General features: G+C 73.4%; 23 protein-coding genes. 11 read left to right on the top strand and 12 right to left on the bottom strand.

Annotated elements, in window-relative coordinates:
- Window positions 1-5: 5 nt before the first annotated feature.
- Together HS048_RS02775 and nshR are read right to left on the bottom strand one after the other, a co-directional pair.
- On the bottom strand, window positions 6-749 hold the full coding sequence (locus tag HS048_RS02775) for an expansin EXLX1 family cellulose-binding protein (protein ID WP_196466060.1): 744 nt from the start codon (window positions 747-749) through the stop codon (window positions 6-8).
- 162 nt (window positions 750-911) lie between these two features.
- Entirely contained in the window at window positions 912-1712 is an 801-nt protein-coding gene (gene nshR / locus HS048_RS02770) for an NshR/TsnR family 23S rRNA methyltransferase (RefSeq protein ID WP_196466059.1), read from the bottom strand.
- Between the two features lie 231 nt (window positions 1713-1943).
- Here nshR and HS048_RS02765 point away from each other — a divergent pair, with 231 nt between their 5' ends.
- The 4 genes from HS048_RS02765 to HS048_RS02750 are packed head-to-tail and all read left to right on the top strand — an operon-like array spanning window position 1944 to window position 5367.
- Window positions 1944-2837, top strand: coding sequence for an ABC transporter ATP-binding protein (locus HS048_RS02765; RefSeq protein WP_196466058.1), 894 nt, complete (start codon window positions 1944-1946; stop codon window positions 2835-2837).
- Between the two features lie 12 nt (window positions 2838-2849).
- Entirely contained in the window at window positions 2850-3545 is a 696-nt protein-coding gene (locus HS048_RS02760; RefSeq protein ID WP_068902655.1) for an ABC transporter permease, read from the top strand.
- A 3-nt stretch (window positions 3546-3548) separates the two neighbouring features.
- Window positions 3549-4724, top strand: coding sequence for a sensor histidine kinase (locus HS048_RS02755; protein WP_196466057.1), 1176 nt, complete (start codon window positions 3549-3551; stop codon window positions 4722-4724).
- Window positions 4717-5367: a response regulator transcription factor gene (locus tag HS048_RS02750; protein ID WP_068902659.1), complete on the top strand. Its 651-nt coding sequence runs from the start codon at window positions 4717-4719 to the stop codon at window positions 5365-5367. The genes HS048_RS02755 and HS048_RS02750 overlap by 8 nt, the downstream gene beginning before the upstream one ends.
- An 84-nt stretch (window positions 5368-5451) precedes the next feature.
- Here the strand turns inward: HS048_RS02750 and HS048_RS02745 are convergent, their stop codons facing one another.
- From HS048_RS02745 to HS048_RS02735, 3 genes are all read right to left on the bottom strand, one after another.
- Entirely contained in the window at window positions 5452-7842 is a 2391-nt protein-coding gene (locus tag HS048_RS02745; RefSeq protein WP_068902661.1) for an excinuclease ABC subunit UvrA, read from the bottom strand.
- 280 nt (window positions 7843-8122) lie between these two features.
- Entirely contained in the window at window positions 8123-8767 is a 645-nt protein-coding gene (locus HS048_RS02740; protein WP_068902909.1) for a response regulator transcription factor, read from the bottom strand.
- Between the two features lie 41 nt (window positions 8768-8808).
- Window positions 8809-10146 carry a sensor domain-containing protein gene (locus HS048_RS02735; RefSeq protein WP_196466056.1) on the bottom strand — a complete coding sequence of 446 codons (1338 nt, stop codon included), beginning with the start codon at window positions 10144-10146 and terminating at the stop codon, window positions 8809-8811.
- 196 nt (window positions 10147-10342) lie between these two features.
- On the opposite strand from HS048_RS02735, the gene HS048_RS02730 reads away from it, so the two are divergent.
- Both HS048_RS02730 and HS048_RS02725 read left to right on the top strand, forming a co-directional pair.
- Window positions 10343-11206, top strand: coding sequence for a hypothetical protein (locus HS048_RS02730; protein WP_196466055.1), 864 nt, complete (start codon window positions 10343-10345; stop codon window positions 11204-11206).
- 273 nt (window positions 11207-11479) lie between these two features.
- The gene (locus tag HS048_RS02725; protein WP_068902665.1) at window positions 11480-12514 is read left to right on the top strand and encodes a CdaR family transcriptional regulator; all 1035 of its coding nucleotides are present in this window, start codon (window positions 11480-11482) and stop codon (window positions 12512-12514) included.
- A gap of 132 nt (window positions 12515-12646) precedes the next feature.
- Here the strand turns inward: HS048_RS02725 and HS048_RS02720 are convergent, their stop codons facing one another.
- Window positions 12647-13099: an iron chaperone gene (locus tag HS048_RS02720; RefSeq protein WP_068902667.1), complete on the bottom strand. Its 453-nt coding sequence runs from the start codon at window positions 13097-13099 to the stop codon at window positions 12647-12649.
- Between the two features lie 232 nt (window positions 13100-13331).
- Here HS048_RS02720 and HS048_RS02715 point away from each other — a divergent pair, with 232 nt between their 5' ends.
- The gene (locus tag HS048_RS02715; protein WP_196466054.1) at window positions 13332-13616 is read left to right on the top strand and encodes a hypothetical protein; all 285 of its coding nucleotides are present in this window, start codon (window positions 13332-13334) and stop codon (window positions 13614-13616) included.
- Window positions 13607-14251 carry a response regulator transcription factor gene (locus tag HS048_RS02710; protein WP_068902672.1) on the top strand — a complete coding sequence of 215 codons (645 nt, stop codon included), beginning with the start codon at window positions 13607-13609 and terminating at the stop codon, window positions 14249-14251. Before HS048_RS02715 ends, HS048_RS02710 begins: the two co-directional genes overlap by 10 nt.
- 91 nt (window positions 14252-14342) lie before the next feature.
- On the opposite strand, the gene lgt is transcribed toward HS048_RS02710, so the two are convergent.
- On the bottom strand, window positions 14343-15227 hold the full coding sequence (lgt, locus tag HS048_RS02705; RefSeq protein ID WP_068902674.1) for a prolipoprotein diacylglyceryl transferase: 885 nt from the start codon (window positions 15225-15227) through the stop codon (window positions 14343-14345).
- 182 nt (window positions 15228-15409) lie between these two features.
- Between lgt and HS048_RS02700 the strand changes: the two genes are divergently transcribed.
- Both HS048_RS02700 and HS048_RS02695 read left to right on the top strand, forming a co-directional pair.
- On the top strand, window positions 15410-16078 hold the full coding sequence (locus HS048_RS02700) for a HEAT repeat domain-containing protein (RefSeq protein WP_068902913.1): 669 nt from the start codon (window positions 15410-15412) through the stop codon (window positions 16076-16078).
- Window positions 16079-16216: 138 nt separating this feature from the next.
- Complete coding sequence (locus HS048_RS02695) at window positions 16217-17221, top strand: MerR family transcriptional regulator (RefSeq protein ID WP_068902676.1); 1005 nt, start codon at window positions 16217-16219, stop codon at window positions 17219-17221.
- Window positions 17222-17347: 126 nt separating this feature from the next.
- Here the strand turns inward: HS048_RS02695 and HS048_RS02690 are convergent, their stop codons facing one another.
- The 5 genes from HS048_RS02690 to HS048_RS02670 form a co-directional block, all read right to left on the bottom strand.
- Window positions 17348-18013, bottom strand: coding sequence for a response regulator transcription factor (locus HS048_RS02690; protein ID WP_068902678.1), 666 nt, complete (start codon window positions 18011-18013; stop codon window positions 17348-17350).
- Complete coding sequence (locus HS048_RS38665) at window positions 18010-19146, bottom strand: sensor histidine kinase (protein ID WP_068902680.1); 1137 nt, start codon at window positions 19144-19146, stop codon at window positions 18010-18012. The genes HS048_RS02690 and HS048_RS38665 overlap by 4 nt, the downstream gene beginning before the upstream one ends.
- 18 nt (window positions 19147-19164) lie before the next feature.
- Window positions 19165-21000, bottom strand: coding sequence for a serine hydrolase (locus HS048_RS02680; RefSeq protein WP_196466053.1), 1836 nt, complete (start codon window positions 20998-21000; stop codon window positions 19165-19167).
- Window positions 21001-21219: 219 nt separating this feature from the next.
- Entirely contained in the window at window positions 21220-22029 is an 810-nt protein-coding gene (locus tag HS048_RS02675; protein WP_196466052.1) for an ABC transporter permease, read from the bottom strand.
- 126 nt (window positions 22030-22155) lie between these two features.
- Entirely contained in the window at window positions 22156-23070 is a 915-nt protein-coding gene (locus tag HS048_RS02670; RefSeq protein ID WP_196466051.1) for an ABC transporter ATP-binding protein, read from the bottom strand.
- A 619-nt stretch (window positions 23071-23689) separates the two neighbouring features.
- Between HS048_RS02670 and HS048_RS02665 the strand changes: the two genes are divergently transcribed.
- Entirely contained in the window at window positions 23690-25804 is a 2115-nt protein-coding gene (locus tag HS048_RS02665; RefSeq protein WP_196466050.1) for a family 43 glycosylhydrolase, read from the top strand.
- Window positions 25805-25845 lie beyond the last annotated feature (41 nt).

Genomic DNA, 25845 nt, shown 5'->3' with positions numbered 1-25845 from the left:
CCGTGTCAGTACAGCTTCGCGGCGGTGCGCTGGACGACGGCGGGGGCCAGGCGGACGCGTCCCGCCGTGGCCCGGCGCCCGTGGGTGTCGGTGACCCGCAAGGTGAAGGGACCCCGGCCTGCGCCGGAGGCGGCGATCCAGTGGTTGTGGTCGGCCCGGGCCAGTCTGCGCCACGCGCCGCCGGCGGCCTTCACCTCCACCGAGGCGAGCGGGTTGCCGTGGTCGATGACCAGCACGGCCAGCCACCACCGCGACGACCCCTCCTTGACACGGAATGAGAGCGGTCTGCCGATCCGCGGGTCGCGGACCGGGCGGTAGGCGACCCGCGCCGTGCCCCTGCCGGAGCCGGCCACCCGGGTGAAGGCCCTGCGGCTCAGGTCGATGTGCCCCACCGGGCACTCCGGGCACTGGTCGACGACCTTGACCCGGACGGAGCCCTTCGGCCCGGTGACGTCCAGATAACCGCCGCAGGAGGCGGCGGCGGCGTACTCGCGGGGGGAGAGCGCCACGTAGAGGCCGTCGGCCGGAGGCGAGGGATACGAGCAGTTTCCCCCTCCGGACCGCAGTTCGTAGAAGGTCGCCTTCCCCCTGACCGCCTTCCCTTCGATCGCTTCTCCTCCGATCGCCTGCACCGGTCCGCGGGCGGTCGCGGTGCTCTCCCCGCTCCGGGCGGACTGCGCCAGGACGGGGGACGGGAGGAGCGAGCTCGCGGCGAGCACGGCTACGAGGGCGGGGGGCAGGCGTCGCATCCGGGGTTTCCTCTCAAGGGGGACGGAGAGGACGGTAGCGAATCGGCCCCGGGCGCCGCGCGCCCGACCGGTGCCCGCTCTGCCCCGGCACCCGTGGGCCTGAGGTTCGCCGGCCGCGGGTTCACCAGGGGACGGCGGGCCCGGAGCCCGGCGCCGCCGGCGTTAGGCGAGGTTGCGGTGGGCCCGCGCGTGCAGGGCGATCCCCACCGAGACGGAGACGTTGAGGGACTCGGCCTCGGGGTTCATGGGAATCGACGCCGACTCGGCGGAGATGCCGGAGAACTCGCCCGACGCGCCGGTCTTCTCGCTGCCGAACATGAGGACGAGGCGCTCGTCGATGCCGCCGAGGTCCCTGACCGTGAGGGCTCCGCCGGCCTCGAAGGCCATCAGGCGCATGCCGTTGTCCTGGAAGTGGCGGAGCGCCTCGGCGCGGGAGGCGAGGACGATCGGGAGCGAGAACACGTAGCCGCGGCTCGCCCGGATCAGGCGCCGGTCGGCGATGCTGACGAGATCGCTGTCCACGAGCACGATGCCCGAGGCGCCGAGTGCGAAGGAGGTCCGCACGATGGCGCCGATGTTGCCGACGATCTTCACCCCGTCCAGCAGGACGAGGTCGCCCTTCCGGCCGGTCAGGTCGGCGAAGCCGCAGGGACGCGGGACCCGGCAGATGCCGAACGCCTTGGGCTTCTTCTCGGTCTTGAAGACCTGGTTGGCGATCGCGGGGGAGAGCAGGCGGACCGGGACGCCGCGCTGCTCGCACGCGGCGAGCAGGTCACCCGGCAGGGGAACGGTCTCCAGGCCGTAGACCTCGATGAGCTCGACCCCGGCGCGGATGCTCTGCATGAGCGGCTCGGAGTCCTCGATCAGCGCCGTGCGGACGACGGACCTCGAAGGCTTCGTGACATCGATGATCCGTTGTACGGCGGGATCGGAGCGCTCGGTGATGACGTCAAGGCTGGTCACGGCGAAGAGGCTAACACGAGTGTCACCGGGTCTCCGGGCCGGTCAGGACGGTGCAGGGAAGCGCGGTGCAGGGGAGCGCAGTGCAGGGGAGCGCAGTGCAGGGCGCTGCGGTGCGGGGTGCAGGGGCGAGCGGTATCCACCGTTCGGTGGATTTCCGGATCAGCACCATCCGCCGCCGATCACGACCGGCAGGTCGATTCGCCCCGGGCGCGGGCGGAAGATGCTTGAGCCATGGCAGTCATCGAAGTCACAGACCTCCGCAAGCGGTACGCGGACCTGACCGTGCTGGACGGGGTGTCGTTCTCGGTGGAGGAAGGCGAGATCTTCGGCATCCTCGGGCCGAACGGCACCGGCAAGACCACCACCGTGGAGTGCGTGGAGGGTCTGCGGCGGCCCGACGGCGGGACGATCAGGGTCCTCGGGCTCGACCCGGTCGAGGACGCGCGCAGGGTGCGTGAGCAGATCGGGGTGCAGCTCCAGCAGACCCAGCTGCCGGAGAACATCAAGGTGTGGGAGGCCCTCGACCTGTACGCCTCCTTCTACGCCGCCCCGCGCGACTGGCGGGAGCTGCTGGAGGAGTGGGGGCTGGCGGACAAGCGGAACGCCCGGTTCGGCAAGCTCTCCGGCGGCCAGAAGCAGCGGCTCTTCATCGCGCTGGCGCTGGTCGGCAACCCGCGGGTGGCCTTCCTGGACGAGCTGACCACCGGGCTGGACCCGCAGGCCCGCCGTGCCACCTGGGAGCTGATCAAGCAGGTCCGGGCGGGCGGTGTGACGGTGGTCCTGGTCAGCCACTTCATGGACGAGGTGGAGGAGCTGTGCGACCGCGTCGCCGTCTTCAACCGCGGCAGGGTCGTGGCGATCGACACCCCGGCCGGACTGGCGGGGGGCGAGCACCGGATGCGGTTCACGCTGATGGCGGGGGACCCGGCCGGCGTCGAGGGGCTGCTCGGGGTGACCCGTGTGTCCAGGGAGGGGAACCGGATGGTCGTCACCGGGACGGGTGACTTCGCCACGGCGGTCACCGCGCACCTGGCCCGCCACCAGGTCCTCGTCAGCGACCTCCGGATCGACAAGCGCACCCTGGAAGACGCGTTCACCGCCCTGACCGGCCGGTCCTTCGACTAAAGGAACACGATCATGATGAAACTCGCCTTCGTCGAGACCAAGCTGCTGACCCGGGAGCCCGGGGCCCTCTTCTCCCTGCTCATCCCGCTGTTCATCCTGGTGGTGTTCGGAAGTTCGATCGAGCCGGGCGACACCGTGCTGCTGCCGATGGCGCTGGCCATCGCCGTGGGGCTGGTGGCCCTGTACATGCTGCCCACCACCCTGGCCACCTACCGCGAGCGGGGCATCCTGCGGAGACTGTCGGTCACGCCGGTGCGCCCGGGCAACCTCCTGGCGGTTCAGCTGCTGCTGCTCCTCGTCCTCGCGCTGGCCGCCTGCGGGCTGCTGCTGGCCGTCGCGGGCACCGTCCTCGGCGCCCGCCTGCCCGCCGGGGGGCTGCCCGCCGCAGCGGTCTTCATCCTCGGTACGGCGAGCATGTTCGCGGTCGGCCTGCTGATCGCGGCGCTGGCGCCGAACGGCCGGGCCGCCAACGGGATCGGGGTCCTGCTGTACTTCCCGATGGCCTATCTCGCCGGGCTCATGCAGCCCGTCCACCTGATGCCCGATATGTTGATCCGCATCGGGGAGTTCACCCCTCTGGGTGCTTTCGCGCAGAGCATGCGGGAGGTCTGGGCGGGCGGTGCCCCCAGCCCCCTGCTGCTCGGTGTGATGGCCGTCTACGCCCTGGTCGTCAGCATCGCGGCGGCCAAGTTCTTCCGCTGGGAGTGACGGATGACCGGCCGGCTCGACCGATGGGAACGGCTGCTGGAGCGCCAGATGGCGGCTGCGCCGTACGTCCTGCTGGTGATCTCCGCGGTGCTCTCCCTGGCCGCCGGCGGCAGCCCGTGGATCACGTCCGGCCTGACCGCGCTCGCGGCCGCCTGGATGTGGCTGGCGCCGCGGGGCGCGGCCGGCGGTGCGGTCTACGTGGCGGGGCTGGTGGTCCTGATCGGCGCGCTCTGCACGCAGGGCGTGTGGTTCGCGAGCTTCTTCGGCTTCACCGGCTATCTCCACTCCTGGCAGTACCTGAAGGGGAAGTGGCGGGCGGCCGGGGTGACCGCCACGGCGGCGATCAGCGTCACGGCCTACGGCGGCGGCCTGCCCGAGCCCACCCCGTCGGAGATCCTCACCCGGCTGTTCTTCACCGCCGCCATCGTCGCGGCGGTGAGCCTGTTCAGCTTCGTCGGAGAGGTCACCGCCGAACGGAGCACCGAGCGCAAGCGCATGGTGGCGCGGCTCGAGGAGACCATGCGGGAGAACGCCGGCCTCCAGGCCCAGCTGCTGGTCCAGGCCCGCGAGGCGGGCGTGCTGGACGAGCGGCAGCGCATGGCGGCCGAGATCCACGACACCCTCGCCCAGGGGCTGACCGGCATCATCACCCAGCTCCAGGCGGCCAAGCAGGCCGAGGACTGGCAGGGCCACGTGGACAACGCGGTACGGCTGGCCCGGGAGAGCCTCGCCGAGGCCCGGCGCTCGGTGCACGCGGTGGGCCCCGGCCAGCTGGAGGCGGCGCCGCTGCCCGAGGCGCTGGAGGGCGTCGTGGCCCGGTGGGGCGAGCTCAACAAGGTTCGTGCGGATTTCACCGTCACCGGTACGGTTCGTCCCATGCATCCGGAGGTCGAGGAGACGTTGCTGCGCACGGCGCAGGAGGCCCTGGCCAACGCGGCCAAGCACGCCGGCGCGTCCCGGGTCGGGCTGACCCTGTCGTACATGGAGGACGTGGTCACCCTGGACGTGCGTGACGACGGCGCCGGGTTCGACCCGGAACGCGTCCGCGACGGCGGGGGGTTCGGCCTGACCGCGATGCGCAAGCGGGTGAGCCGGCTGGCGGGCACGCTGGAGGTCGAGTCAGAGCCCGGCACGGGCACCGCGATCTCCGCGAGCGTCCCGGCGGTGGCCCGTGGCTGAGCCCTCCACGACCCCCATCCGGCTGCTGATCGCCGACGACCACCCCATCGTCCGCGACGGCATCCGCGGCATGTTCGCCGGCGACCCGGACTTCGAGGTGCTCGGCGAGGCCGCGGACGGCGCCCGGGCCGTCGAGCTCGCGCGGGCGCTGAGCCCCGACGTGATCCTCATGGACCTGCGCATGCCGGGGACGGACGGCGTCGCGGCCATCAAGGAGCTCGCCCGGCTGGGCAGCGCGGCCCGCGTCCTGGTGCTGACCACCTACGACACCGACCGGGACGTCCTGCCCGCCATCGAGGCGGGGGCCACCGGCTACCTGCTCAAGGACACCGGCCGCGACGAACTCGTCCGCGCCGTGCGCACGGCGGCGCGGGGCGAGGCCGTGCTCTCCCCGTCGGTCGCCACCCGCCTCCTCGGCCAGGTCCGCACCCCCGCCGACCCGCTGAGCACCCGGGAGCTGGAGGTCCTCCGCCTCATCGCCGAGGGCGGCACCAACCGGGAGATCGCCGCACGCCTGTTCATCAGCGAGGCCACGGTCAAGAGCCACGTGCTGCACATCTACACCAAACTCGGCGTCAACGACCGCGCGGCCGCCGTCGCCGCCGCCTTCCGGCGCGGCCTGCTCACGACGGACGGCGCCTGACCGCGGCCGGTCACCGCCCGGCCGTCACCGCCCGGCCGTCGCGGGTCCCGGTCCCCGGCCACCGCCGCCCGTTCCCGGCCGCGGTCAGGCGCCGACGTAGGCCGCCAGGTGCTCGCCGGTGAGGGTGGAGCGGGCGGCGACGAGCTCGGCGGGCGTGCCCTCGAAGACGATCCGCCCGCCGTCGTGGCCGGCGCCGGGGCCGAGGTCGATGATCCAGTCCGCGTGCGCCATGACCGCCTGGTGGTGCTCGACGACGATGACCGACCTGCCGGAGTCGACGAGCCGGTCGAGCAGGCCGAGCAGCTGCTCGACGTCGGCGAGGTGCAGGCCCGCGGTCGGCTCGTCGAGGACGTAGACGCCGCCCTTCCCGGCCAGGTGGACGGCCAGCTTGAGCCGCTGCCGCTCGCCGCCGGACAGCGTGGTGAGCGGCTGGCCGAGGCCGAGGTAGCCGAGCCCGACGTCGGCGAGCCGGGTCAGGATCGCGTGCGCGGCGGGGATCCGCGTCTCGCCGGCACCGAAGAACTCCACGGCCTCGGTCACCGGCATCGCGAGCACCTCGCCGATGTCGCGGCCGCCGAAGCGGTGCTCCAGCACCGCCGCCTGGAACCGCCTGCCCTCGCACTCCTCGCAGGGGACGGCGACGCCGGCCATCATCCCCAGGTCGGTGTAGACGACGCCGGCGCCGTTGCAGTCGGGGCAGGCGCCCTCGGAGTTGGGGCTGAACAGCGCCGGCTTCACGCCGTTGGCCTTCGCGAACGCCTTGCGGATCGGGTCGAGCAGGCCGGTGTAGGTCGCCGGGTTGCTCCGTCGCGAGCCGCGGACGGGCGCCTGGTCGACCGCGACGACACCCGCGGAGGCGGGGATGGAGCCGTGCACGAGCGAGCTCTTGCCGGAGCCGGCGACGCCGGTGACGACGCAGAGCACGCCGAGCGGGATGTCGACGTCGACGTCCCGGAGGTTGTGGCGGGTGGCGCCGCGGATCTCCAGCGTGCCCGTGGGCGTGCGGACCGTCTCCTTGAGGGCGGCCCGGTCGTCGAGGTGGCGGCCGGTGACGGTGCCGGCGGCCCGCAGGCCCTCGACGGTCCCCTCGTAGCAGACGGCGCCGCCCGCCGTACCGGCGCCGGGGCCGAGGTCGACGACGTGGTCGGCGATCGCGATCACCTCCGGCTCGTGCTCCACGACGAGCACCGTGTTGCCCTTGTCCCGCAGCCGCCGCAGCAGCCCGTTCATCCGCTGGACGTCGTGGGGGTGCAGGCCGGCGGTCGGCTCGTCGAAGACGTAGGTGGTGTCGGTGAGCGGGGAGCCGAGATGGCGGATCATCTTGACGCGCTGCGCCTCGCCGCCGGAGAGCGTGCCCGCCGGCCGGTCGAGCGAGAGGTAGCCCAGCCCGATCTCCGCGAACGAGTCGAGGGTGTGCAGCAGTTTGGCGAGCAGCGGCGCCGCCGACGGCTCGCTGAGGCCGCGGACCCATTCGGCCAGGTCGCTGATCTGCATCGCGCAGGCGTCGGCGATGCCGACGCCCCCGATCCGCGAGGAGCGGGCCTCCTCGCTGAGCCGGGTGCCGTCGCACCCGGGGCAGGTGGTGAAGGTGACCGCCCGGTCCACGAAGGCCCGGATGTGCGGCTGCATCGCCTCCCGGTCCTTCGACAGGAACGACTTGCGGATCTTCGGGATGAGGCCCTCGTAGGTGAGGTTGACGCCGTCGACCTTCACCTTGACCGGCTCCCGGTACAGGAAGTCGCGGAGCTCCTTCTCGGTGTAGTCGCGGATGGGCTTGTCCGGGTCGACGAAACCGGACTCGGCGTAGACCCGCACGGTCCAGAAGCTGTCCGACTTCCAGCCGGGGATGGTGAACGCGCCCTCGGTGAGCGACTTGGAGTCGTCGTAGAGCTGGGTGAGGTCGATGTCGGTGACCGTGCCCCGGCCCTCGCACCGTGTGCACATGCCGCCGACGCGGGTGAAGCTCACCTTCTCGGCCCTGCGGGCGCCGCGGTCGACGGTGATCGCGCCGCTCGCCCGGACCGTGGGGACGTTGAAGGAGAACGCCTGGGGCGAGCCGATGCGCGGCCGCCCGAGCCGGCTGAAGAGGATGCGCAGCATCGCGTTGGCGTCGGTGACGGTGCCGACCGTGGAGCGGGGGTCGGCGCCCATCCGCTGCTGGTCGACGATGATCGCGGTCGTCAGCCCTTCGAGGACGTCGACCTCCGGCCGTGCGAGCGCCGGCATGAAACCCTGCACGAAGGCGCTGTAGGTCTCGTTGATCAGCCGCTGCGACTCCGCGGCGATCGTGCCGAAGACCAGTGAGCTCTTGCCCGAGCCGGAGACGCCGGTGAACACCGTCAGCCGGCGTTTCGGGATCTCGACGCTGACGTCCTTGAGGTTGTTCACGCGCGCGCCGTGCACGCGGATCAGGTCGTGGCCGTCGGCGGGGTCCGGCACGGGCGGCTGCGCGGCCGTCTTCGCGGTCGGGGTCATCGGGTCTCCATCCGTCGGGCGGGGCCGCCTCCGCGCTCTCCGCCGGTGCCGCCCCCGCAGGTCGTGGCGGCGGTCTCCAGGCTAGGCGCGGTCCGGAGAGCGGCGCTTCTCGATTCCTGACCGGTCCGGGCGCCTGCCCGGCCGCGTCCGGCGGGATCTCCGACGCCGCGTGCGCCGCCCGGCGGGCCTGACCGCGGACGGCACCGGCTCCCGACGGGGCGGAGGCCGGGCGGCGGGGCCGTTCCGGCGTCCGCGGCCCGGCGGCCGGTGCCGCCCGCGATCAGGCCCTGAGATAGGCGAGGACGGCGAGGACCCGGCGGTGATGGGCGTCGTCGGGCGGCAGGCCGAGCTTGGCGAAGACGTTGCCGATGTGCTTCTCCACCGTGCTGGCGGAGACCACCAGCCGCTCGGCGATGGCCGCGTTGGAGCGGCCCTCGGCCATCAGCGCCAGGAGCTGCCGTTCGCGCGGGGTCAGGGCCTCCAGTACGGCGTCCCGGCGCTGCCCCGCCAGCAACTGCGCGACGACCTGGGGATCGAGCACCGTCGCGCCCCGGGCGACCCGGTCCAGGGCGTCCAGGAACTCCTCGACCCTGGCGACCCGGTTCTTCAACAGGTACCCGACCGCACCCGTGCCGTCCGCGAGCAGATCTCCGGCGTAGGACGCCTCCACGTACTGGCTGAGCACCAGTACGGGGGCGCCGGGCAACCGCGAGCGGGCCGTGATCGCCGCACGCAGGCCCTCGTCCGTGTAGGTCGGCGGCATCCGCACGTCGACGATCGACACGTCCGGGCGGTGTCCGAGCACCGCCTCGACCAGGGCCGGACCGTCCCCGACCACGGCCACCACCTGGTGACCGTCCTCGGCGAGCAGGCGGACCAGGCCCTCGCGCAGCAGTACCGCGTCGTCGGCCAGGACGATCCGCAGCGGACCGCGGGCCGCGCGGTCCGGTGGCGGTCCGGGCGGGTTCAGCAGCACGGCAGCTCCGCGGTGACCGTCGTCGGGCCGCCGGGGGGACTGGTGACCCGCAGGCGGCCGCCGACCGCGTGCAGCCGGTCCTCCAGCCCCCGCAACCCGTGCCCCTTGTCCGGCGCGGCGCCGCCCACCCCGTCGTCCGCCGCCCAGACCCGCAGGGTCCCCCCGCCGTGGCGCAGTCCGATCGTGCACCGGCCGGCGCGGCTGTGCTTGGCCACGTTGGTCAGGGCCTCGGCGATCACGAAGTACGCGGCCGTCTCGACGGCGGCGTCCAGCCGGCGGTCCAGGGGGTCGGCATCGAGCTCGGCGGGCACGGTCGAGCGCGCGGCGAGGGCGGTGAGCGCCACGCGCAGGCCGCGGTCGGCGAGGATCGGCGGGGCGATGCCGCGCGACAGGGCCCGCAGCTCCTCCAGTGCCTCCTCGGTCTGGACGATCGCGTCGGTGAGCGCCGCGCGGACGACCTCCGGCCTGCTGTCGAAGTGGTGCTGGGCGCGGCCCAGTTCCATCGCCAGGCGGACCAGCCGCTGCTGGGGGCCGTCGTGGATGTCGCGTTCGAGCCGGCGCAGCGCGGCGGCCTCGGCCGTCACCGCGGCGACGGTCTGCGCGCGGGCGGTGTCCCGCTCCTGCTCCAGTCCGCTGATCCTGCGGTGCAACGCGGAGGCGTCGGACAGCAGCGTCCGCCCCAGCCCGGCCTGGACGGCGACGCACGCCCGGGTCACCAGCGGCAGGGTGAGCAGCAGCAGCAGGCCGGTCGCGGTCCCGAAGGCGAGCCGCTCGGCCGGCGACGTCAGTCCCAGGCTCAAGGCGATGTGGGACCGGTCGTCGCCCACGGTCAGGGTCATGGGCCGCATCCGGTCGGCGGACGAGTAGAGGCCGCGCAGGGCGGACGTGCTCCCGCCGAGGCCGGCGAACCACCACAGCACCGTCACCGCCGAGGTGGCCAGAGCGACGGGGAGCACCACCACCGCGTGCACCACGCCGAGCCACAGCCCCGGGTCGGACGTGGCGGCCGCCGCCTCGGAGCCCCGCCACCGGTCCGCCCCCTCCGCTCCGGCGGAGGGCCGCACCCTGGCGATCCGCCACCGCTCCACGCCGGCGGCCCACCGCACCGGCGCCAGCGCGCCGGCCGCCACCGGAGACCCGCCCGGCAGCAGTGAACCGGCCGCTCCGGCGCACAGACCGGTGAGCACCAGCAGCAGGCCGGCCGCGGCGGTCACCGGCGCGGTGAGCAGGTAGAGCGACTCCACGGTCGTGCGGCGCCCCACGCGGAGGACGAACCTGACGCCCGGCCGCGACCGGCGCGGGACCGCGGCGGGGAGCGATCCGATCATGGACTCAGCCTAGTCCTCCGCCTGTCCCGGCCCCGCCCCGTCCGCCGGGAGGTGGGGCAGACCCCACCTCCGGATGTCCGGCCCGCTCCGGTGACCGGGTGGCCGCCGGTGCGGAATGGTGATCGGAACGGCGACGGCGCCACCGCCCACCAGCGGATACGCCGTCCGCGTCCCCGATCGAACCGGAGGAGTCCCCTTGCCCGGTCCCACCGTCCCGCCGCGATCCGCAGGTGCCCCCGGCAGCGTGATCGCCGTGCTCGCGGTCCTCGCCGCGGCCCTCGCCGCCGCCTTCGTCGTCGCCCCGCGCACGCTGGCGGGGGCCGGGCCGGGCGACGGCTTCGCCGGCCAGCGCGCCCTCGCCGGAGCCTTCCGCGAGAGGTTCACCGAGTACTGGGGTTCCGGCGGCCGGGACCTCCCTCCCGGCTTGGCGGGGATCGTCGATCACTGGTTCCGCTACCACGTGGCCAAGGCCGTGATCGCCGCGATCCTGCTGACCGTGCTCGCCGCACTCGGCGTCCTTCTCTGGAAGGCGTTCCTGAGGGCCGGCGGCACCGGGGCGGGAAGGAGCACGGCTCTCGCGTCCGCCGGCGTCCTCGTCACGGTGCTCGCGCTGGGCTCGACGGCGGCGGTGATGGCCAACATCCAGGGCGCGGTGGCACCCTTCTCCTCGCTGCTGCCGATGCTGACGACCGGCGAACCCGGTGGAGCGCTCGCGGACACGCTCGACCAGGTCAGGCGGGGGCTGGCCGGCCACCTGAGCACGGGCGGCCCGACCCCTCCCGCCCTCGAGGTGATGATCGACGACTTCGCCCGGTACCACGTGGCGCTGGCCGGGGTCGCCGCGGTCGTGGCGGTCGCCCTCGTCGGCATGAGCGCGGCGTCGTGGAGGGGGTTCGCCGGAACGGGGCCGTCCGGCGGGCGGGCGAGGCGCGTGCTGGGATCGTTCGGCGTCTTCTCGGCGTCGGCGGCGCTGCTCGTGATCGTCATCGGGGCGGCGAACACCGCCACCGCGGCGGACCCGGCGCCGGCGCTCCTGGCCTTCTTCGAGGGCGGATGGTGACGCATGGCCTTCTTCGAGGGCGGATGGTGACGCACCCCGCGGGCGGCCGGGAACGGGTGCTCGGGGCCGGCTCGGCGAGGCCCTTGCGCGCGGTGACCGGGTCGGTCGGGTCGGCTCGGGGAACAGCGGGACGAACGCCTCCGGTCCGGCATCGACGCCGGCCGTCCTCACGGCCGCCGCTCCCCGGATCATCCGCCGTCCGTCGCGCATCCCGTGCCGATCCCGCGGAGGTCGGCGCGCCTCCTCCATGCCAGGAGGACCTATCCTCCTGGCATGGAGGCAGTGGCCGAACGGCTGTCGCACCTGGACCCGCAGGCAGGGGGCGCGATCCGGGTCGTCATGTTCTACGACACGCTGATGCGCCGGCGGGTGGACCTCCCGGCGCTCGCCCGGGCCTCGGCGGGCCTGGCCGAGTGCGTGGCCGGGATCCGGCTCCACGGCACGGGACGGGCCATCCGCTTCTCACCCGGTGACGGGCAGGTGTCCGCTCCGTCGTCCCCAGCGTCCAGCACGGCGCCGATCACACTCGACGAGGAGGAGATCGGCACGGTCTGGCTGGAACGCCCCGGCCCCCCGGGCCCGCTCGACGAGGTGTTGCTGGACCGGCTCGCCATCGCCGCCGGAGCGGTCGTCGAGCGGTACGGCCCGGCCCGCACCACCATGGCCGATCCAGCCCTCGTCGAACTGGCGATCAGCTCCGGCAGCGACGAGGCGGCCAGGGCGCGGGCGCTGCAGCTCCTGGGTTTCGCCGCCGGCCTGCCGGTCCACGTGGTCGCCGTACGGTCGCGGCTCCCGCTCGGCCAGGTCGGCGGCCTGGTCTGCCCGGCCCGCCTGGTGAAGGCGGCGCCGCTCGCCGACGCGGGCGTCATCCTGGCAGCCACCGTGGACCCGGCCCGGTTCCCGGCGGGCGTGCGGGCGGGCATCGGCGCCGCCGGCAGCCCCGACCGATCGTGGCGGGAGGCGCGCACCGCCCTCCGCTTCACCACCCCGCGCCGGCCGGTCGTCCACCACGACGAGCTGGGCGCGATCGCGCTGCTCGCTCGGATCCCCCGGGACGCCACGCGCGACAATCCCGACGTGGCCGCGGTCACCCGCCTGGCCGGCGATCCGGAAGACCTGGAGACCCTGGACGCCTACTGCGCCACCGGCTCCCTGCGCCGCGCCGCCGACCTCCTCCACCTGCACCACAGCAGCGTCGCCCGCCGCGTCGAACAGCTCGGAAGGATCCTGGGCATCGACCTCACCGAGCCCACCGGGCTGACCCGGGCCAGGATCGCCCTCACCGCGTGGCGGCTGCTCGACGACTGAGAAGGACCCGCCCCGCCCTCCCCGGGGCCGGGGATCCGCTCCGCCCTCTCCGGGGCCGGGGACCGCCTCGCCCTCCCCGGCGCCCGGACCCGGCGGCGCGCCCGGCGCCGGGTCCGCCGGGCACGGCGGGCCTCAGGCCACCGCCTGCTTCACCAGCGCGGCGATGCGCGCCTCCACCTCGGCCGTCACCTCGGTCAGGGCGAAAGCGGTCGGCCACATCGTGCCCTCGTCCAGCTTCGCCGGGTCGTTGAATCCGAGCGTCGCGTAGCGCGCCTTGAACTTCTCCGCGCTCTGGAAGAAGCAGACGATCTTGCCGTCCAGCGCGTAGGCGGGCATGCCGTACCAGAGCTTCGGTGCGAGGACCGGGGCTTCGGCCTTGACGACCGCGTGGACGCGCTCGGCCATGACCCGGTCCGAGTCCTGCATCTCGGCGATCTTCGCGAGCACGTCCCGCTCCGCCTCCGCCGCCTTTTCCGCCTGCGAGGCGCGCCGCGCCGCCTTCTTCAGCTCCTGGGAGTGCTCCTTCATCGCGGCCCGCTCCTCGGCCGTGAACCCCTCGTACGTGCTGCTTCCGGTGCCGCTCATCGTGTTCTCCTCCGTCGTCTCCGTTATGGGACAAGGATGCCTGCCCGGATTGATACATCCGCTATGCGATGACGATGCGAGGGCACCGGGGGGAGGCCGGGAGCCCGGCCGCGGGCACCGGCCCGTCCGCCCCGCGGGCGGGGGTACCCGCCCGCACCTGTGGTTTTCCGCAGCCCGGGACGGTCATGCGCCTCATTCCGGGACCACCATGACCGTTCATAGCCTTCGGGGCATGACGGACTGGCTGATCGAACTGATGGAGGTCCTCGGCGCGCCGGGGGCGGTGACCATCGGAACCGCCCTGCCCGGCCCTGTCGCCCCGGGACTTGGCGCGGTCCGCCGAGATGGCACCATGGTCGTCGTGCGAGCACAGGACGACGGCGTGGGCGGGACGGACCCGGCGGGCGGCGGTCTGCCCGGGCCGGCGCGGCGGCCGGCCGCGCCGGACGGCCGTTCCACCGCGACCGGCCCGGTCGGCGGGCCCGTCACGATCAGTGCGGAGCCGTCGTGCGGGTGATCCTGGCCGAGGACTCCACCCTGCTCCGCGAGGGCCTCGTGCGGCTGCTGGAGGAGGAGGGCCACGAGGTGCTCGCCGCCGTCGGCGACGGCCGGGCGCTGGTCGAGGCGGTGGAGGCGCGAGAGCCCGAGGTGGTCGTCGTGGACGTGCGGATGCCGCCCACGCACACCGACGAGGGCCTGCGCGCCGCCCTGGAGATCAGGCACCGCCGACCGCGGGTGAAGGTGCTGGTGCTGTCGCAGTACGTGGAGAAGAAGTACGCCACCGAGCTGATGAGCGGGGACATCGACGGTGTCGGCTACCTGCTCAAGGACCGGGTGGCGCAGGTCGGTGACTTCCTGGACGCGCTCGAGCGGGTGGGCGCCGGGGGCACGGCCTTCGACCCGGAGGTGGTGCGGCAGCTCCTGGCGCGCACCACCCACGCCGACCCCCTGGCCCGGTTGACCGGCCGGGAGCGCGAGGTGCTGGAGCTGATGGCGCAGGGCCTGACCAACGCCTCGATCGCCCAGGCGCTGCACGTGTCGCAGAGCGCGGTGGAAAAGCACGTCAACGCGCTGTTCGACAAGCTGTCGCTGTCCCACACCACCGGCTACAGCCGCCGGGTCCTGGCCGTCCTGCGCTACCTCGGTTCCTGAGGCCGTACGGCGAGCGCCGCGGAGCCCGGCGGACCGGCGGGTGGACCGGCGGACGGATCGGCGGACCCCGCTGCGGCGCCGTCGCGCGGGGTCACCTCACCTCGGCGGGGGTCCGTTCGTCGCCCAGGGACTCCTCGGACCTCTTGTTCCGGGTCAGGTGGACGTAGGCCAGCGCGCCCAGGAACAGGGCGATCGACGTCCACTGGTTCAGCCGCATCCCGAGGATCTCGTTGGCCGGGTCGACGCGCAGGCCCTCGATCCAGAACCGGCCCGCGGTGTAGCCCGCCACGTACAGGGCGAAGAGCCGGCCGTGCCGCAGCGCGAAGCGGCCGCCGATCCAGACGAGCGCCAGCGCCAGGCCCAGGTTCCACAGCGACTCGTACAGGAACGTCGGGTGGTAGGTGGTGACGCCCGGCACGGTCCCCGGGCGGCCCGCCTCGATGACCAGGCCCCAGGGCAGGTCGGTCGGGCCGCCGAACAGTTCCTGGTTGAAGTAGTTGCACCACCGGCCGACGGCCTGACCGATGGCGACGGCCGGGGCCACGGTGTCGGCGACCGCGCTCACGGAGATGCCCCGGCGGCGGCAGGCGATCCACACGCCCACCCCGCCCAGGGCGATGCCGCCCCAGACGCCCAGACCGCGCCAGCCCGGCCCGGAGTCGCTCCAGACCAGGATCGCGTCGATCGGCCGATGGGGGGCGCCGGGCCCGAAGTACAACTGCCAGTCGGTGATGACGTGGTACAGCCGCGCGCCCACGATGCCGAACGGGAGTCCCCACGTCACCAGGTCCACCATGGTTCCCGGAGCCCCGCCCCGGTTCCGCCAGCGGCGCTCGGCGACGACGACGGCCACCACGACACCGAGCATGATGCAGACCGTGTAGCCGCGGACGGGCAGCGGCCCCAGGTGCCAGACGCCTTCGGAGGGGCTGGGGATGCCGGCGAGCGACACGGCGGATGACACGGTGGGTGACATGGCGGGCAATCTAGCCCGGCCCGTCTCGACCGCGCATCCGACCGAAGTTCATACTTCGCCCGCCTCCACCGCCCGGGTGGTCGCCGTCCGGCGGGGCGTTCGGCGGTTCGGAGATATGGCGTGATCCGGCTTGACCTTGACACGGTGACAAGGCCTTCACTGTGCTCGGGGAGGTGGTCCCGATGACCATGCCGGAAGAGGACGCGAACATGATGAGGACCCTCCGGGGGCTGGACGACGGCGACCCGTCGCTGCGGCTGCGGGCGGCGATGGCGGCCGGCACGGCCCCCGACCCGCGGTTCGTCGGCGAGCTCGTCGAGCGATGCGCGGTCGAGCCCGAATTCCACGTGCGGGATATGCTGACCTGGGCGCTCACCCGCCATCCCGCGTCCGTGACGGTTCCGGCGCTGCTCGGCGAGCTCCGCTCGGAGCGTGCGCAGGCACGGAGCCAGGCGCTGCACACGCTGTCCAAGATCGGAGACCGGCGGGCCTGGCCGGCGATCACACCGGCGCTCCTGACCGACGCCGACGACGAGGTGGCGCGGAGCGCCTGGAGGGCGGCGGTCGTGCTCGTGCCCGAAGGCGAGGAGCCCGGGTTGGCCGGCGTGCTGGCGACGCAGCTCGGGCGCGGCGGGCGCGAGACGCGGCTGAGCCTCAGCCGGGCGCTGATCGCACTCGGCGAGGCGGTCACGCCGGTCCTGCACGCCGCGATGACGGATCCCGACCCCCGCGTGCGGCGGCACGCGGCCGCCACGGAACGACTGCTGCGCGACCCCGACGCCGGATTCGAGTTCGCGATCGAGGAGGCCAAGCGCGTCGTCGCCCTCGGCGGCGCCGGTGAGGACGGGTGACGGGTGCGGCGAGGGGCGGTGACGGGCGGGGTGAGGACGGGTGACGGGTGCGGTGAGGACGGGTGACGGGTGCGGCGAGGGGCGGTGACGGGCAGAGTGAAGAGGAGTGACGGGCGGAGTGAAGAGGAGTGACGTCCGGTGCTGATCGGTGACGTGGCACGGCGCTCCGGGGTCAGCGCCCGGATGCTCAGGCACTACGACTCGCTCGGCCTGGTGCGGCCGACGGACCGCAGCGGCGCGGGCTACCGGGAGTACTCCGACGAGGACATCCGGCGGATCTTCCACATCGAGAGCCTGCGGTCCCTGGGGTTGTCGCTGCGCGACGTCGGGCGCGCGCTCGACGACCCCGGCTTCACGCCGTCGGAGCTCGTCGACGGCCTCATCCGCCGGACCCGGGAACGCATCGCGGCCGAGACGGAGCTGCTCACGCGGCTGCGCCGGATCGACGCCGCGGAGCCCGCCGGCTGGGAGGACGTCCTCCAGGTCGTCGCCCTCCTCCGGGCGCTGGGGTCCAAGAGCGCCGGCAGCCGCCAGCGCGCGGCCCTGTCCTCGGTCGACGAGGGTCCGGCACCGGTGGAGGCACTGGTCGAGGCGGTGCTGAGCGAGACGGACCCGAACGTCGCCGGAGCCCTCCGCTGGGCGCTGGTGCAGTCGGGTGGCGAGGGCCTGGCGCTGCTGGCGGAGGGCCTCGGCTCACCGGCGGCCGAGGTGCGCGAACGCGCCGTCCGGTCCATCGCCGAGATCCCGGGCGGCGAGGCGACCGCGCTGCTGCGGGACTCCCTCGCGAACCCCGACGTCGTGGTCCGCAGGCATGCCGCTCTGGCGCTCGGGGCACGCGGAGTGGCCGACGCGATCCCGGCGCTCATCGACGTCGTCGTCGAGGGGACGAACGACGTCGACGCGGCCGACGCCCTGAGCGCGCTGGCGGGCCGCCCCGCGCTGGCGGATCGGATCGCCGCCGGGCTCGTCGGCCGCCTCTCCCCCGGAGGCGCCGGATCGCCCGCACGGCTGCGGCTGGCCCAGGCGCTCGCGGACATCCCGGGGGACACGGCGTCACGGGCCCTCGCCGATCTGTCCCGTGACGAGGACCGCGCCGTCGCGCTCACCGCGGCGTACATCCTCCGGATACGCGACGCACGGTGACGGGTTGTCGCCGTCGCCGTCGCCGTCGCCGTCGCCGTCGCCGTCGCCGTCGCCGGCGGTCCGGCGGGTCGTCGCGGGCGCCAGTGGCCAGGCGGGTCGTCGCGGGCGCCGGCGGTCCGGCAGGCGTCACCGGCGCCAGTGGCCCGGCTGGACGAGGCCGGACTCGTAGGCGCAGATGACCGCCTGGATCCGGTCGCGCAGGCCGAGCTTGGACAGCACTCCGCTGACGTGGCTCTTCACCGTGTGCTCGCTGACCACCAGGGCTTCGGCGATCTCGGGGTTGGACAGGCCGCGGCCGAGGAGGGCCAGGGTCTCCCGCTCGCGACCGGTCAGGGTGTCCATGCCCGGCACCGCGACCGGCGGGCGGGCGTCGCGCCGGATGATGTCGTCGACGAGCTTGCGGGTCACGGCGGGGGCGAGCAGTGACTCCCCGGCCATGACGACGCGGACGGCGTGGACGAGGTCGTCCCGCCGCACGTCTTTCAGCAGGAAGCCGCTGGCCCCCGCGTGCAGGGCCTCGTAGACGTACTCGTCGTTGTTGAACGTGGTCAGGATGATGATCTTCGCAGCGGTCTCGGCACAGATCATCCCGGCGGCCCGGATGCCGTCCATGACGGGCATGTGGATGTCGAGCAGGACCACGTCGGGCGCGTGGAGGCGCGCCGCCTCCACCGCCTGGGCGCCGTCGCCGACCTCCGCGACGACCGTGATGTCCGGTTGCATGTCGAGGATCAGGGCGAAGCCGCTGCGCACGAGCTCCTGGTCGTCGGCGACCACGACGCGGATGGTCACGCGGCGGCTCCCGGCAGGCGGACCGAGACGGTGAAACCGCGCCGGCCCGGCCCGTGGCCGAAGGACGCCGAGCCGCCGCAGGCCGCCGCGCGCTCGCGGATGCCGACGAGTCCGTGCCCCGTTCCGCCGGTGTGCCCGCGGCCGTCGTCCGTCACGTCGATCACGAGCGCGTCCGCCCGCCAGCCGAGCTCGATGGAGACCTTGCTCGCGCGGGCGTGCTTGACGGCGTTGGTGAGCGCCTCCTGGACCACCCGGTAGGCGGCGGCCTCCACGTCCGGCGGCAGGGGGCGCGGTGTCCCGCTGACGACCAGGGCGGCGGGCTGCCCGGCGCGGTCCACGCTCTCGACCAGAGCCCCGATGCGGGCCACCGTCGGGGTGGCCTCGGCGGAGTCCTCCCCCAGCAGGCCGAGCAGGCGGCGCAACTGGTCCATCGCGTCGCGTCCGGCCGCGGCGATGGCGTCGAAGGCCGCTTCGGCACGGCCGGGATCGGGCCGCACGATCAGCGGGCCGGCCTCCGCCTGCACCACCATCAGGCTGATCGCGTGGCCGAGGATGTCGTGCATGTCCCGCGAGATCGCCGCCCGCTCCCGCTCGACGGCCCGGCGCGCCTCCATCTCCTTCTCGCGTTCGAGCTGGCGGGCGTGGGCCTGCCGGTTGGCCGTCGCCCGCCCCATCGCCCAGGCCGCGACGTACATCACCAGCGCGCGCACCGTCGTGTCCGCGCTCGGCGTGCGCAGGATCAGTCCGGCGAGCTGGACGGCGGCGCCGACGGAGAGGATGGCCAGCCCCCACGCCCGCTCGCGCCGCGAGCCGTGCACGGCCACCGTGTAGAGCGCGATCAGCAGCGCGTACGGGACGGGCTGCGGCGCGGTGTCGGGATCGTTCAGCAGGTAGGCACCGGTCGCGGCCATCGCCGCGACCAGGACCGCCAGCGGTGCGCGCCGCCGCCAGAGCAGCGGCAGCGCCTGACCGAGCACGGGAAGGTACTGCTGGACCGTGTAACCCGTCACCGGGTCGGCCTCCCGGACCGTCAGCAGGAAGGGAGCCGAGTGGGCGGCGAGGACGGCCAGGGCGACGGCGATGTCCGCGGCGAGTGGCGGGATGCGGCGGACGACACGGACAGTGGAGCTCATAAGTGAATGGATCATAGTTCAGGTGTGGGAGAGGCCGGCGAGGTTGTACGTGACCGCCACGACGGCGAACGCGGTCACGCCGAGGGCGACCAGGGTGTAGGCGATCCTGCCCGGCGCCCGCCACCAGCGCCGCCACCAGGCCATCGCCGTGCAGACCAGCAGGGCGGCGGCCAGCGGCACCGTGAGCGACGCCAGCACCAGCAACGCGATCAGCACCGGAGCCCCCTCCAGGACCAGCGGCAGCGCCCGGCCCTGGTCGGCGAGCAGGCTGCCGAACCCGGCGGTGAAGGCGACCACGGAGGCCGCGGCGAGCCAGGCGAGCAGGCGCGGGGCGCGAGGTCCGGCGGGCGGCGGGGACGACCGCCTGCGGGCCGCCCGCACCGCCGCCGCCACGGGGAACCCCAGCAGGGCGGCCAGGGAGGCGAGGAGCGCGGCGGCCAGCAGGGCGAGGTGCAGGGACGGGTGGTCCAGCGGGCCGATCCGGTCGAAGACGGCCGTGCTGCGGCTGATCGCCAGCTGCCCCGGCTCGGGGAAGGCGATCCGGTCCCAGCCGCCCTCCTCCTGGAAGACGCCGGGCTCGAACTGGACCCAGCGCACCTGCCTGCCCTTGAGGCCGGTGGTGAGGACGCCGCCGTCGGCGGTCGCGGTGACGTGCACCGGCGAGTCCGTGAGCGCCTGCACCTTCAGCAGGCTGCCGTGGCTGGTCCGGCTGCTCTGGTACGAGCCCTCGTACCGCTCCGCGGAGGCGCCGGGCAGAGCCTGGACGGCCGGCGGGCGCGCGCCCGGGAGATAACGGTCGATGATCTTGTGGGCCAGCTCGAACCCGTCCAGCCCGTGCCGTCCGGTGCCGTCGCCGTTGGACATGACGTGGATGCCGATGCCCCGCTCCGGCAGCAGGAACATGTAGGTGTGCATGCCGGGCATGTCACCGGCCTTGAAGAGCATGCGATGCCCCTTGTACGGCGACTCCTCCCACATGAACCCCATGCCGGGCAGCCGGGGGTCCTCGGTGTGCTGGCGCCGCTGCATCTCGGCCGCCACCCCGGTCCCGAGGCGGGGGTCCAGTTCCAGCTGGGCCTGCAGGTAGGCGGCCATGTCCGACGCGGTCGACGCGGGCCCCGCACCGGAGGCGGCGAAGTTCGCGCAGTCGGCCGTGGTCGTCGAGCCGTCCGCCAGGTAGGCCTTGGTGTCCCCGAGCCCGCCGCAGGCGATCGTCGAGTCCTTCATGCCGAGGGGGGCGAACACGTGCCGTTCGACGTACTCCTCGAACGGCATCCCCGAGACCGTCTCCACCACGTGTCCGGCCAGGGCGACGCCGTAGTTGCTGTAGGAGACGCCGGTGCCCGGCGGGCGGAGCCGGGCGGGCTGGGTCGCGGCCAGCGCCTCGCCCAGCGGCCGGACGTCCGCGCCGCTGCCCAGGATGTGGTCGTCGTCGAATCCGGCCGTGTGCGTGAGCAGATGCCGCAGGGTGACCGGACGGCCCGGATAGGTGTCGCGGATCTCGAAGGCGGTCAGGTAGGAGTTGACGTCGGCGTCCAGAGCCAGCTTTCCCTCCCGGACCAGCTGCAGGGCCGCCTGGGCCGTGAACAGCTTCGTCTCCGACCCGATCAGGAAACGGGTGCTCTCGGGATCGACCGGAAGGCGGCGCTCCACGTCGGCCCAGCCGTACCCCTTGTCGACCACCCGCCGGCCGTCCGCCACCACCGTGACGGTCACGCCGGGGATCTTCTCCTCGGCCATGACCGAGGAGACGTGTTCGTCGACGAGCGCGCCGATCCCCGGGAGGTCCGACGGCTGAACGGCCTGAGCCGGGGTGGTCGCGAGGACCAGCGCGGCGATGAGTTCCAGCAACATGCCGTAAGGCTCCCGCGGACCCCCCTTCCGGCACATCGCCGACGCCGCCCATTCCGCCGTCCCCCGCGCGGGGGAGTGGGGAGCGGGGAAGGCCCGATCGGCGGCGCCCCGTGGGAAAAACCGGCAGGGGCGGGTCTCGGACCCACCCCTGCCGGCTGCGGTGACATCGTCCCCGTGTTCCGGGACCGCCGATCCGCTCATCGGCGGTTTCCGGGAAGCCTATTCCCAGCGGAACCAGCGAACCGCGACGATCGTGCACCCGGCCGCGTAGGCCGCCAGGGTCAGCAGGGGGGCGGCGGGCGGGAAGGAGCCCAGGTAGGCCTCCTGGAAGGCCTGCATGCCCGCGCCGAGCGGGGTGTAGTGGCTGATGGTCCGCAGCACCTCGGGCATCTGCGCGACCGGCACCCAGAGCCCGGCGAAGAACATCATCGGGAAGAACAGCACCGTGCCGATCGCGGTGGCCGGGCCGCGTCCGGGCGCCAGCGCGGTGATCATCAGGCCGATGGCGAGCAGTGCGGCGGTCGCCAGCAGCCAGGCCAGGACGAAACCGGCGGGGTGCCGGGGCAGGTCGACGCCGAAGCCGAGTCCGGCCACCGCCAGGAACAGGACCGTCGCCACCAGCGCGATGGCGGAGTTGGCCGCCAGCTGGGCGCTCAGCACGCGGGCCGGGCCGATCGGGGTGGTCCGCATGCGCCGCAGCACGCCGTTCTCCCGGTAGCCCGCCAGCGTGGTCGGCAGCGCCGTCATGGCCAGGATGGCCAGGTTGAACAGGATCAGGACAGGCACGTACAGGTCGAAGTAGGTCAGGCCGCCGGCGGTCGGCACGGGTTCCCGCAGGGCGGGCACGATGCCCAGGATGATCAGCACGATCAGCGGGCAGCCGACACCCCACAGGGGACCGACCTTGTCGCGGATGCTCAGCCTGCTCTCGGCCTTGATCAGCCGCCACGTCGCCGAACCGTGCGCGGCGGTGACGGGAGCGGCGGGGGCGGGGGCGGCGGGGGCGGGGGCGGGGTTCAGGACTGACATGGAGGTGGCCTTTCGTTCTCTGTCTCGTGGCGGGGGTCGAGGCGTGCTGCGGGCGGTCGGTCAGCGGGGGTCGAGGCGTGCGCGGGCGGTCGGTCAGCGGGGGTCGAGGCGTGCGCGGGCGGTCGGTCAGCGGGGGCCGAGGCGGCCACCGGTCAGCTGGACGAAGGCCTCCTCCAGGCTCGCCTGCTCGACGCGCAGCCGTTCGGCCACGATCCGGTTGCGGGCCAGCACGGTGGTCACGGCGTTGAGCGCGTTGTCGTTGCCGCTGACGACGACCAGCTCGCCCCGGCGGGTGAGGCCGGAGACGTCGGGCAGGCTCGTCAGCAGGTGGTCCTCGATCGGCCGGGACGGGCGGAAGCAGATGCGCTGCTCGATGCGGGCCCGCTCGGTCAGGCCGGCCGGGGTGTCCACCGCCACGACGCGGCCGGCGTCGATCAGCGCCAGCCGGTCGCACAACCGCTCGGCCTCCTCCATGAAGTGGGTGACCAGCACGATCGTCACCCCGCTCGCGCGCACGCCCTCGATCAGCTCCCAGGTGTCGCGCCGGGCCTGCGGGTCCAGGCCGGTGGTGAGCTCGTCCAGGATCGCCACCCGGGGGTTGCCGACCAGCGCCAGCGCGATCGACAGCCGCTGCTTCTGCCCGCCCGAGAGCTTGCCGTAGGCGGTCCTGGCCTTGTCCGCCAGGCCGAGCCCGTGCATCAGTCCGCGCCAGTCGGCCGGGGCGGGGTAGAAGGAGGCGTACAGCTCCAGGGCCTCGGCGACCCGCAGCCGGTCGGGCAGCCGGCCGGCCTGCAGCTGCACGCCCAGGCGCCGGGTCAGCTCGGCGCGGTCCCGGTGGGGATCGAGCCCGCACACCGTGATCGTGCCCCGGTCCGGAGTGCGCAGGCCCGCGATGCACTCCACGCTCGTGGTCTTGCCGGCGCCGTTCGGGCCGAGGATCCCGAAGATCTCGCCCTCCTGCACCGTCAGCGAGACGTCCTCGACCGCGACCTTGTCGGCGTAGCGCTTGTGGAGGTCGTGCACCTCGATCACTGCTGGCATGTGCGTGTCCTTTTCGGAGCGGGATCAGAGCGGGAACCGCCGGTGTTCGGCTGCACCAAGCGTGCTATGACCAGCGCTTCTGCAACACCGACCGGCAGACGGGACCCGCTCACCGGACGGTGGGGGCGCCGGATCAGCCGATCGGTGGATCGCCGCCCGGCCGGATGTGTGCTCGCACGGCGGTCGCGGCGCCGGCAGCGTCCTGGCCGCTCTCCTGACGGGCGCGCAGCGGGCCCGGAGGCCGCGCTCCCGGATCCGCAGGCCTTCGGCACGGGCCTTCGCCGCTTCCGCGGTTCGCCGACTGCACGGCCGCAGTGCAGGACCGCAAGTTAAGCTTCCAGGGGCCTTAAGTTAGACCGTCGGCCCCGACTGGATCGTGAAACTTTCACAGGCGCGGGCGGAGCGGTGTGATCCCGGAGCGGAAGAAACCACAGGTCGGAAAGTGTTCCGGCGGTGACGTCCGGGCCGGCGAGGACCACCCACCCGTTGACGCCGGGCCGAGGCATCGGATGTACTCCGCGGAAAGCGCTCACCTCAATCGGTAGAGCAGCCCTGCACGATCATATGTTAGCGCTAACAATTCGCGAGGACGCATCTTCGACCAGTCAAGGAGCCCTGGATGTCCCCCCCATCCCCGGCGCCCGTGCGCGCCAGACCACTCACCCGCCCGCCGGTGAACCGAGGCGCCGACGCCTCCACCCGGGCCGGCACGGTACGGCGTGCGGTCGCGGTCCTCGCGGCCCTGCTCCTCCTGGGCGTGTTCCTCACCCCCCAGGCGTCGGCCGCCACGGTCGACACCAACGCGTGGTACGTCCTGGTCAACCGCAACAGCGGCAAGGCGCTGGACGTCTACAACCTGGCGACCAACGACGGCGCCCGCATCACCCAGTGGAGCCGTAACAACGGCAACCAGCAGCAGTGGCAGTTCGTCGACTCCGGCGGCGGCTACTACCGCATCAAGTCCCGCCACTCCGGCAAGGTGCTGGACGTCTACAACTTCTCCACCGCCAACGGCGGCTCGATCGTCCAGTGGGCCGACCTGAACGGCGCCAACCAGCAGTGGCGGCTGGCCGACTCCTCCGACGGCCACGTGAGGTTCATCTCGCGGCACAGCAACCGGGCCCTGGAGGTGCAGGGCGCCTCCACCGCCGACGGTGCGAACATCGTGCAGTACGACGACTGGGGCGGCGCCAACCAGCAGTGGCAGCTCGTGAAGGTCGGCGGCGGCTCCGGTCCGGGCGGCGACTACACCAACCCGGTCGTCTGGCAGGACTTCGCCGACGGCGACATCATCCGGGTCGGCGACGCCTACTACTACTCGGCCTCGACGATGCACTACTCGCCGGGCGCGCCGATCCTGCGCTCCTACAACCTGGTCGACTGGGAGTACGCCGGGCATTCGGTCCCGAGGCTCGACTTCGGCTCGGGCGCCTACGACCTCAACGGCGGCCGGGCGTACGTGAAGGGCATCTGGGCCTCCACCCTGAACTACCGGCCCCGCAACAGCACCTACTACTGGATGGGCTGCGTCGAGTTCAACCGGACCTACGTGTACACCGCCTCCGCCGTGGACGGCACGTGGACCAAGCGCTCGCAGATCAACAACTGCTACTACGACGCCGGCCTGCTGGTCGACACCGACGACACCATGTACGTCGCCTACGGCAACGGCACCATCAGCGTCGCCCAGCTCTCGGCCGACGGCCTCAGCCAGGTGCGCGCCCAGCAGGTCTTCCAGACCCCCTCGAGCGTCGGCACGCTGGAGGGCGCCCGCTTCTACAAGCGGGGCGGCTACTACTACATCTGGCTCACCCGCCCGGCCAACGGCCAGTACGTGCTCCGCTCCACCTCGCCGTGGGGCCCGTACGAGATGCGCCAGGTCCTGCTCGACATGCCCGGTCCCATCTCCGGCGGCGGCGTACCGCACCAGGGCGGGCTGGTCCAGACCCAGGCCGGCGACTGGTACTACATGTCGTTCGTCGACGCCTACCCCGGCGGCCGGGTCCCGGCACTCGCACCGATCACCTGGACCGGCGACTGGCCGACCGTCCAGACGGTGAACGGCGGCTGGGGCGTGAACTACCCGCGGCCGAACATCCCGACCAGCCGCACGGTGGCCCCGATGACCGGCCCGGACACCTTCACCTCGGGCGGCCTCGGCCACCGGTGGGAGTGGAACCACAACCCCGACACCGGCCGCTTCTCCACCGGCAACGGCCTGCGCCTGCAGACCGCCACCGTCACGGGCGACCTCTACAACGCCCGCAACACCCTGACCCACCGCATCCAGGGCCCGTCGTCGACCGCGACGATCGAGCTCGACTACTCGCAGATGGCGAACGGCGACCGCGCCGGGCTGGCGATGCTGCGCGACCAGTCGGCCTGGATCGGCGTCAGGCGCGACAACGGCGCGTACCGGGTCGTGATGACCAACGGGCTGACCATGAACGGCTCGTGGCAGACCACCGGCACCGGCACCGAACAGGCGGGCGCGAACATCTCCGGCGGCCGGATCTGGCTCAGGGTCAACGCCGACATCCGCCCGGGGTCGGGCAGACAGGCCCGCTTCTCCTACAGCACCGACGGGACGAACTTCGTCGGCCTCGGCCCGGCCTTCACGTTGAACAACGCCTGGCAGTTCTTCATGGGCTACCGCTTCGGGATCTTCAACTACGCCACCCAGGCCCTCGGCGGCGCCGTGACCGTGCGCCGCTTCGACCTGACCACCCCCTGACCACCACCCCCTGACCGGATCCGCCGTCCGGCCGAGGTCCG

Source organism: Planomonospora sp. ID91781 (assembly GCF_015711595.1).
GTDB classification, from domain to species: Bacteria; Actinomycetota; Actinomycetes; order Streptosporangiales; family Streptosporangiaceae; genus Planomonospora; species Planomonospora parontospora.
The sequence above is the reverse complement of the archived record's forward strand: the minus strand, read 5'-3'. Positions and strand labels throughout refer to the sequence as shown.

Bases quoted from the DNA above. Each gene is read 5' to 3' on its own strand.
- HS048_RS02775 (WP_196466060.1), bottom strand. From the start codon at position 749: ATGCGACGCCTGCCCCCCGCCCTCGTAGCCGTGCTCGCCGCGAGCTCG.
- HS048_RS02765 (WP_196466058.1), top strand. From the start codon at position 1,944: ATGGCAGTCATCGAAGTCACAGACCTCCGCAAGCGGTACGCGGACCTG.
- HS048_RS02760 (WP_068902655.1), top strand. From the start codon at position 2,850: ATGATGAAACTCGCCTTCGTCGAGACCAAGCTGCTGACCCGGGAGCCC.
- HS048_RS02755 (WP_196466057.1), top strand. From the start codon at position 3,549: ATGACCGGCCGGCTCGACCGATGGGAACGGCTGCTGGAGCGCCAGATG.
- HS048_RS02745 (WP_068902661.1), bottom strand. From the start codon at position 7,842: ATGACCCCGACCGCGAAGACGGCCGCGCAGCCGCCCGTGCCGGACCCC.
- HS048_RS02735 (WP_196466056.1), bottom strand. From the start codon at position 10,146: ATGATCGGATCGCTCCCCGCCGCGGTCCCGCGCCGGTCGCGGCCGGGC.
- HS048_RS02725 (WP_068902665.1), top strand. From the start codon at position 11,480: ATGGAGGCAGTGGCCGAACGGCTGTCGCACCTGGACCCGCAGGCAGGG.
- HS048_RS02720 (WP_068902667.1), bottom strand. From the start codon at position 13,099: ATGAGCGGCACCGGAAGCAGCACGTACGAGGGGTTCACGGCCGAGGAG.
- HS048_RS02715 (WP_196466054.1), top strand. From the start codon at position 13,332: ATGACGGACTGGCTGATCGAACTGATGGAGGTCCTCGGCGCGCCGGGG.
- lgt (WP_068902674.1), bottom strand. From the start codon at position 15,227: ATGTCACCCACCGTGTCATCCGCCGTGTCGCTCGCCGGCATCCCCAGC.
- HS048_RS02700 (WP_068902913.1), top strand. From the start codon at position 15,410: ATGACCATGCCGGAAGAGGACGCGAACATGATGAGGACCCTCCGGGGG.
- HS048_RS38665 (WP_068902680.1), bottom strand. From the start codon at position 19,146: ATGAGCTCCACTGTCCGTGTCGTCCGCCGCATCCCGCCACTCGCCGCG.
- HS048_RS02680 (WP_196466053.1), bottom strand. From the start codon at position 21,000: ATGTTGCTGGAACTCATCGCCGCGCTGGTCCTCGCGACCACCCCGGCT.
- HS048_RS02675 (WP_196466052.1), bottom strand. From the start codon at position 22,029: ATGTCAGTCCTGAACCCCGCCCCCGCCCCCGCCGCCCCCGCCCCCGCC.
- HS048_RS02670 (WP_196466051.1), bottom strand. From the start codon at position 23,070: ATGCCAGCAGTGATCGAGGTGCACGACCTCCACAAGCGCTACGCCGAC.
- HS048_RS02665 (WP_196466050.1), top strand. From the start codon at position 23,690: ATGTCCCCCCCATCCCCGGCGCCCGTGCGCGCCAGACCACTCACCCGC.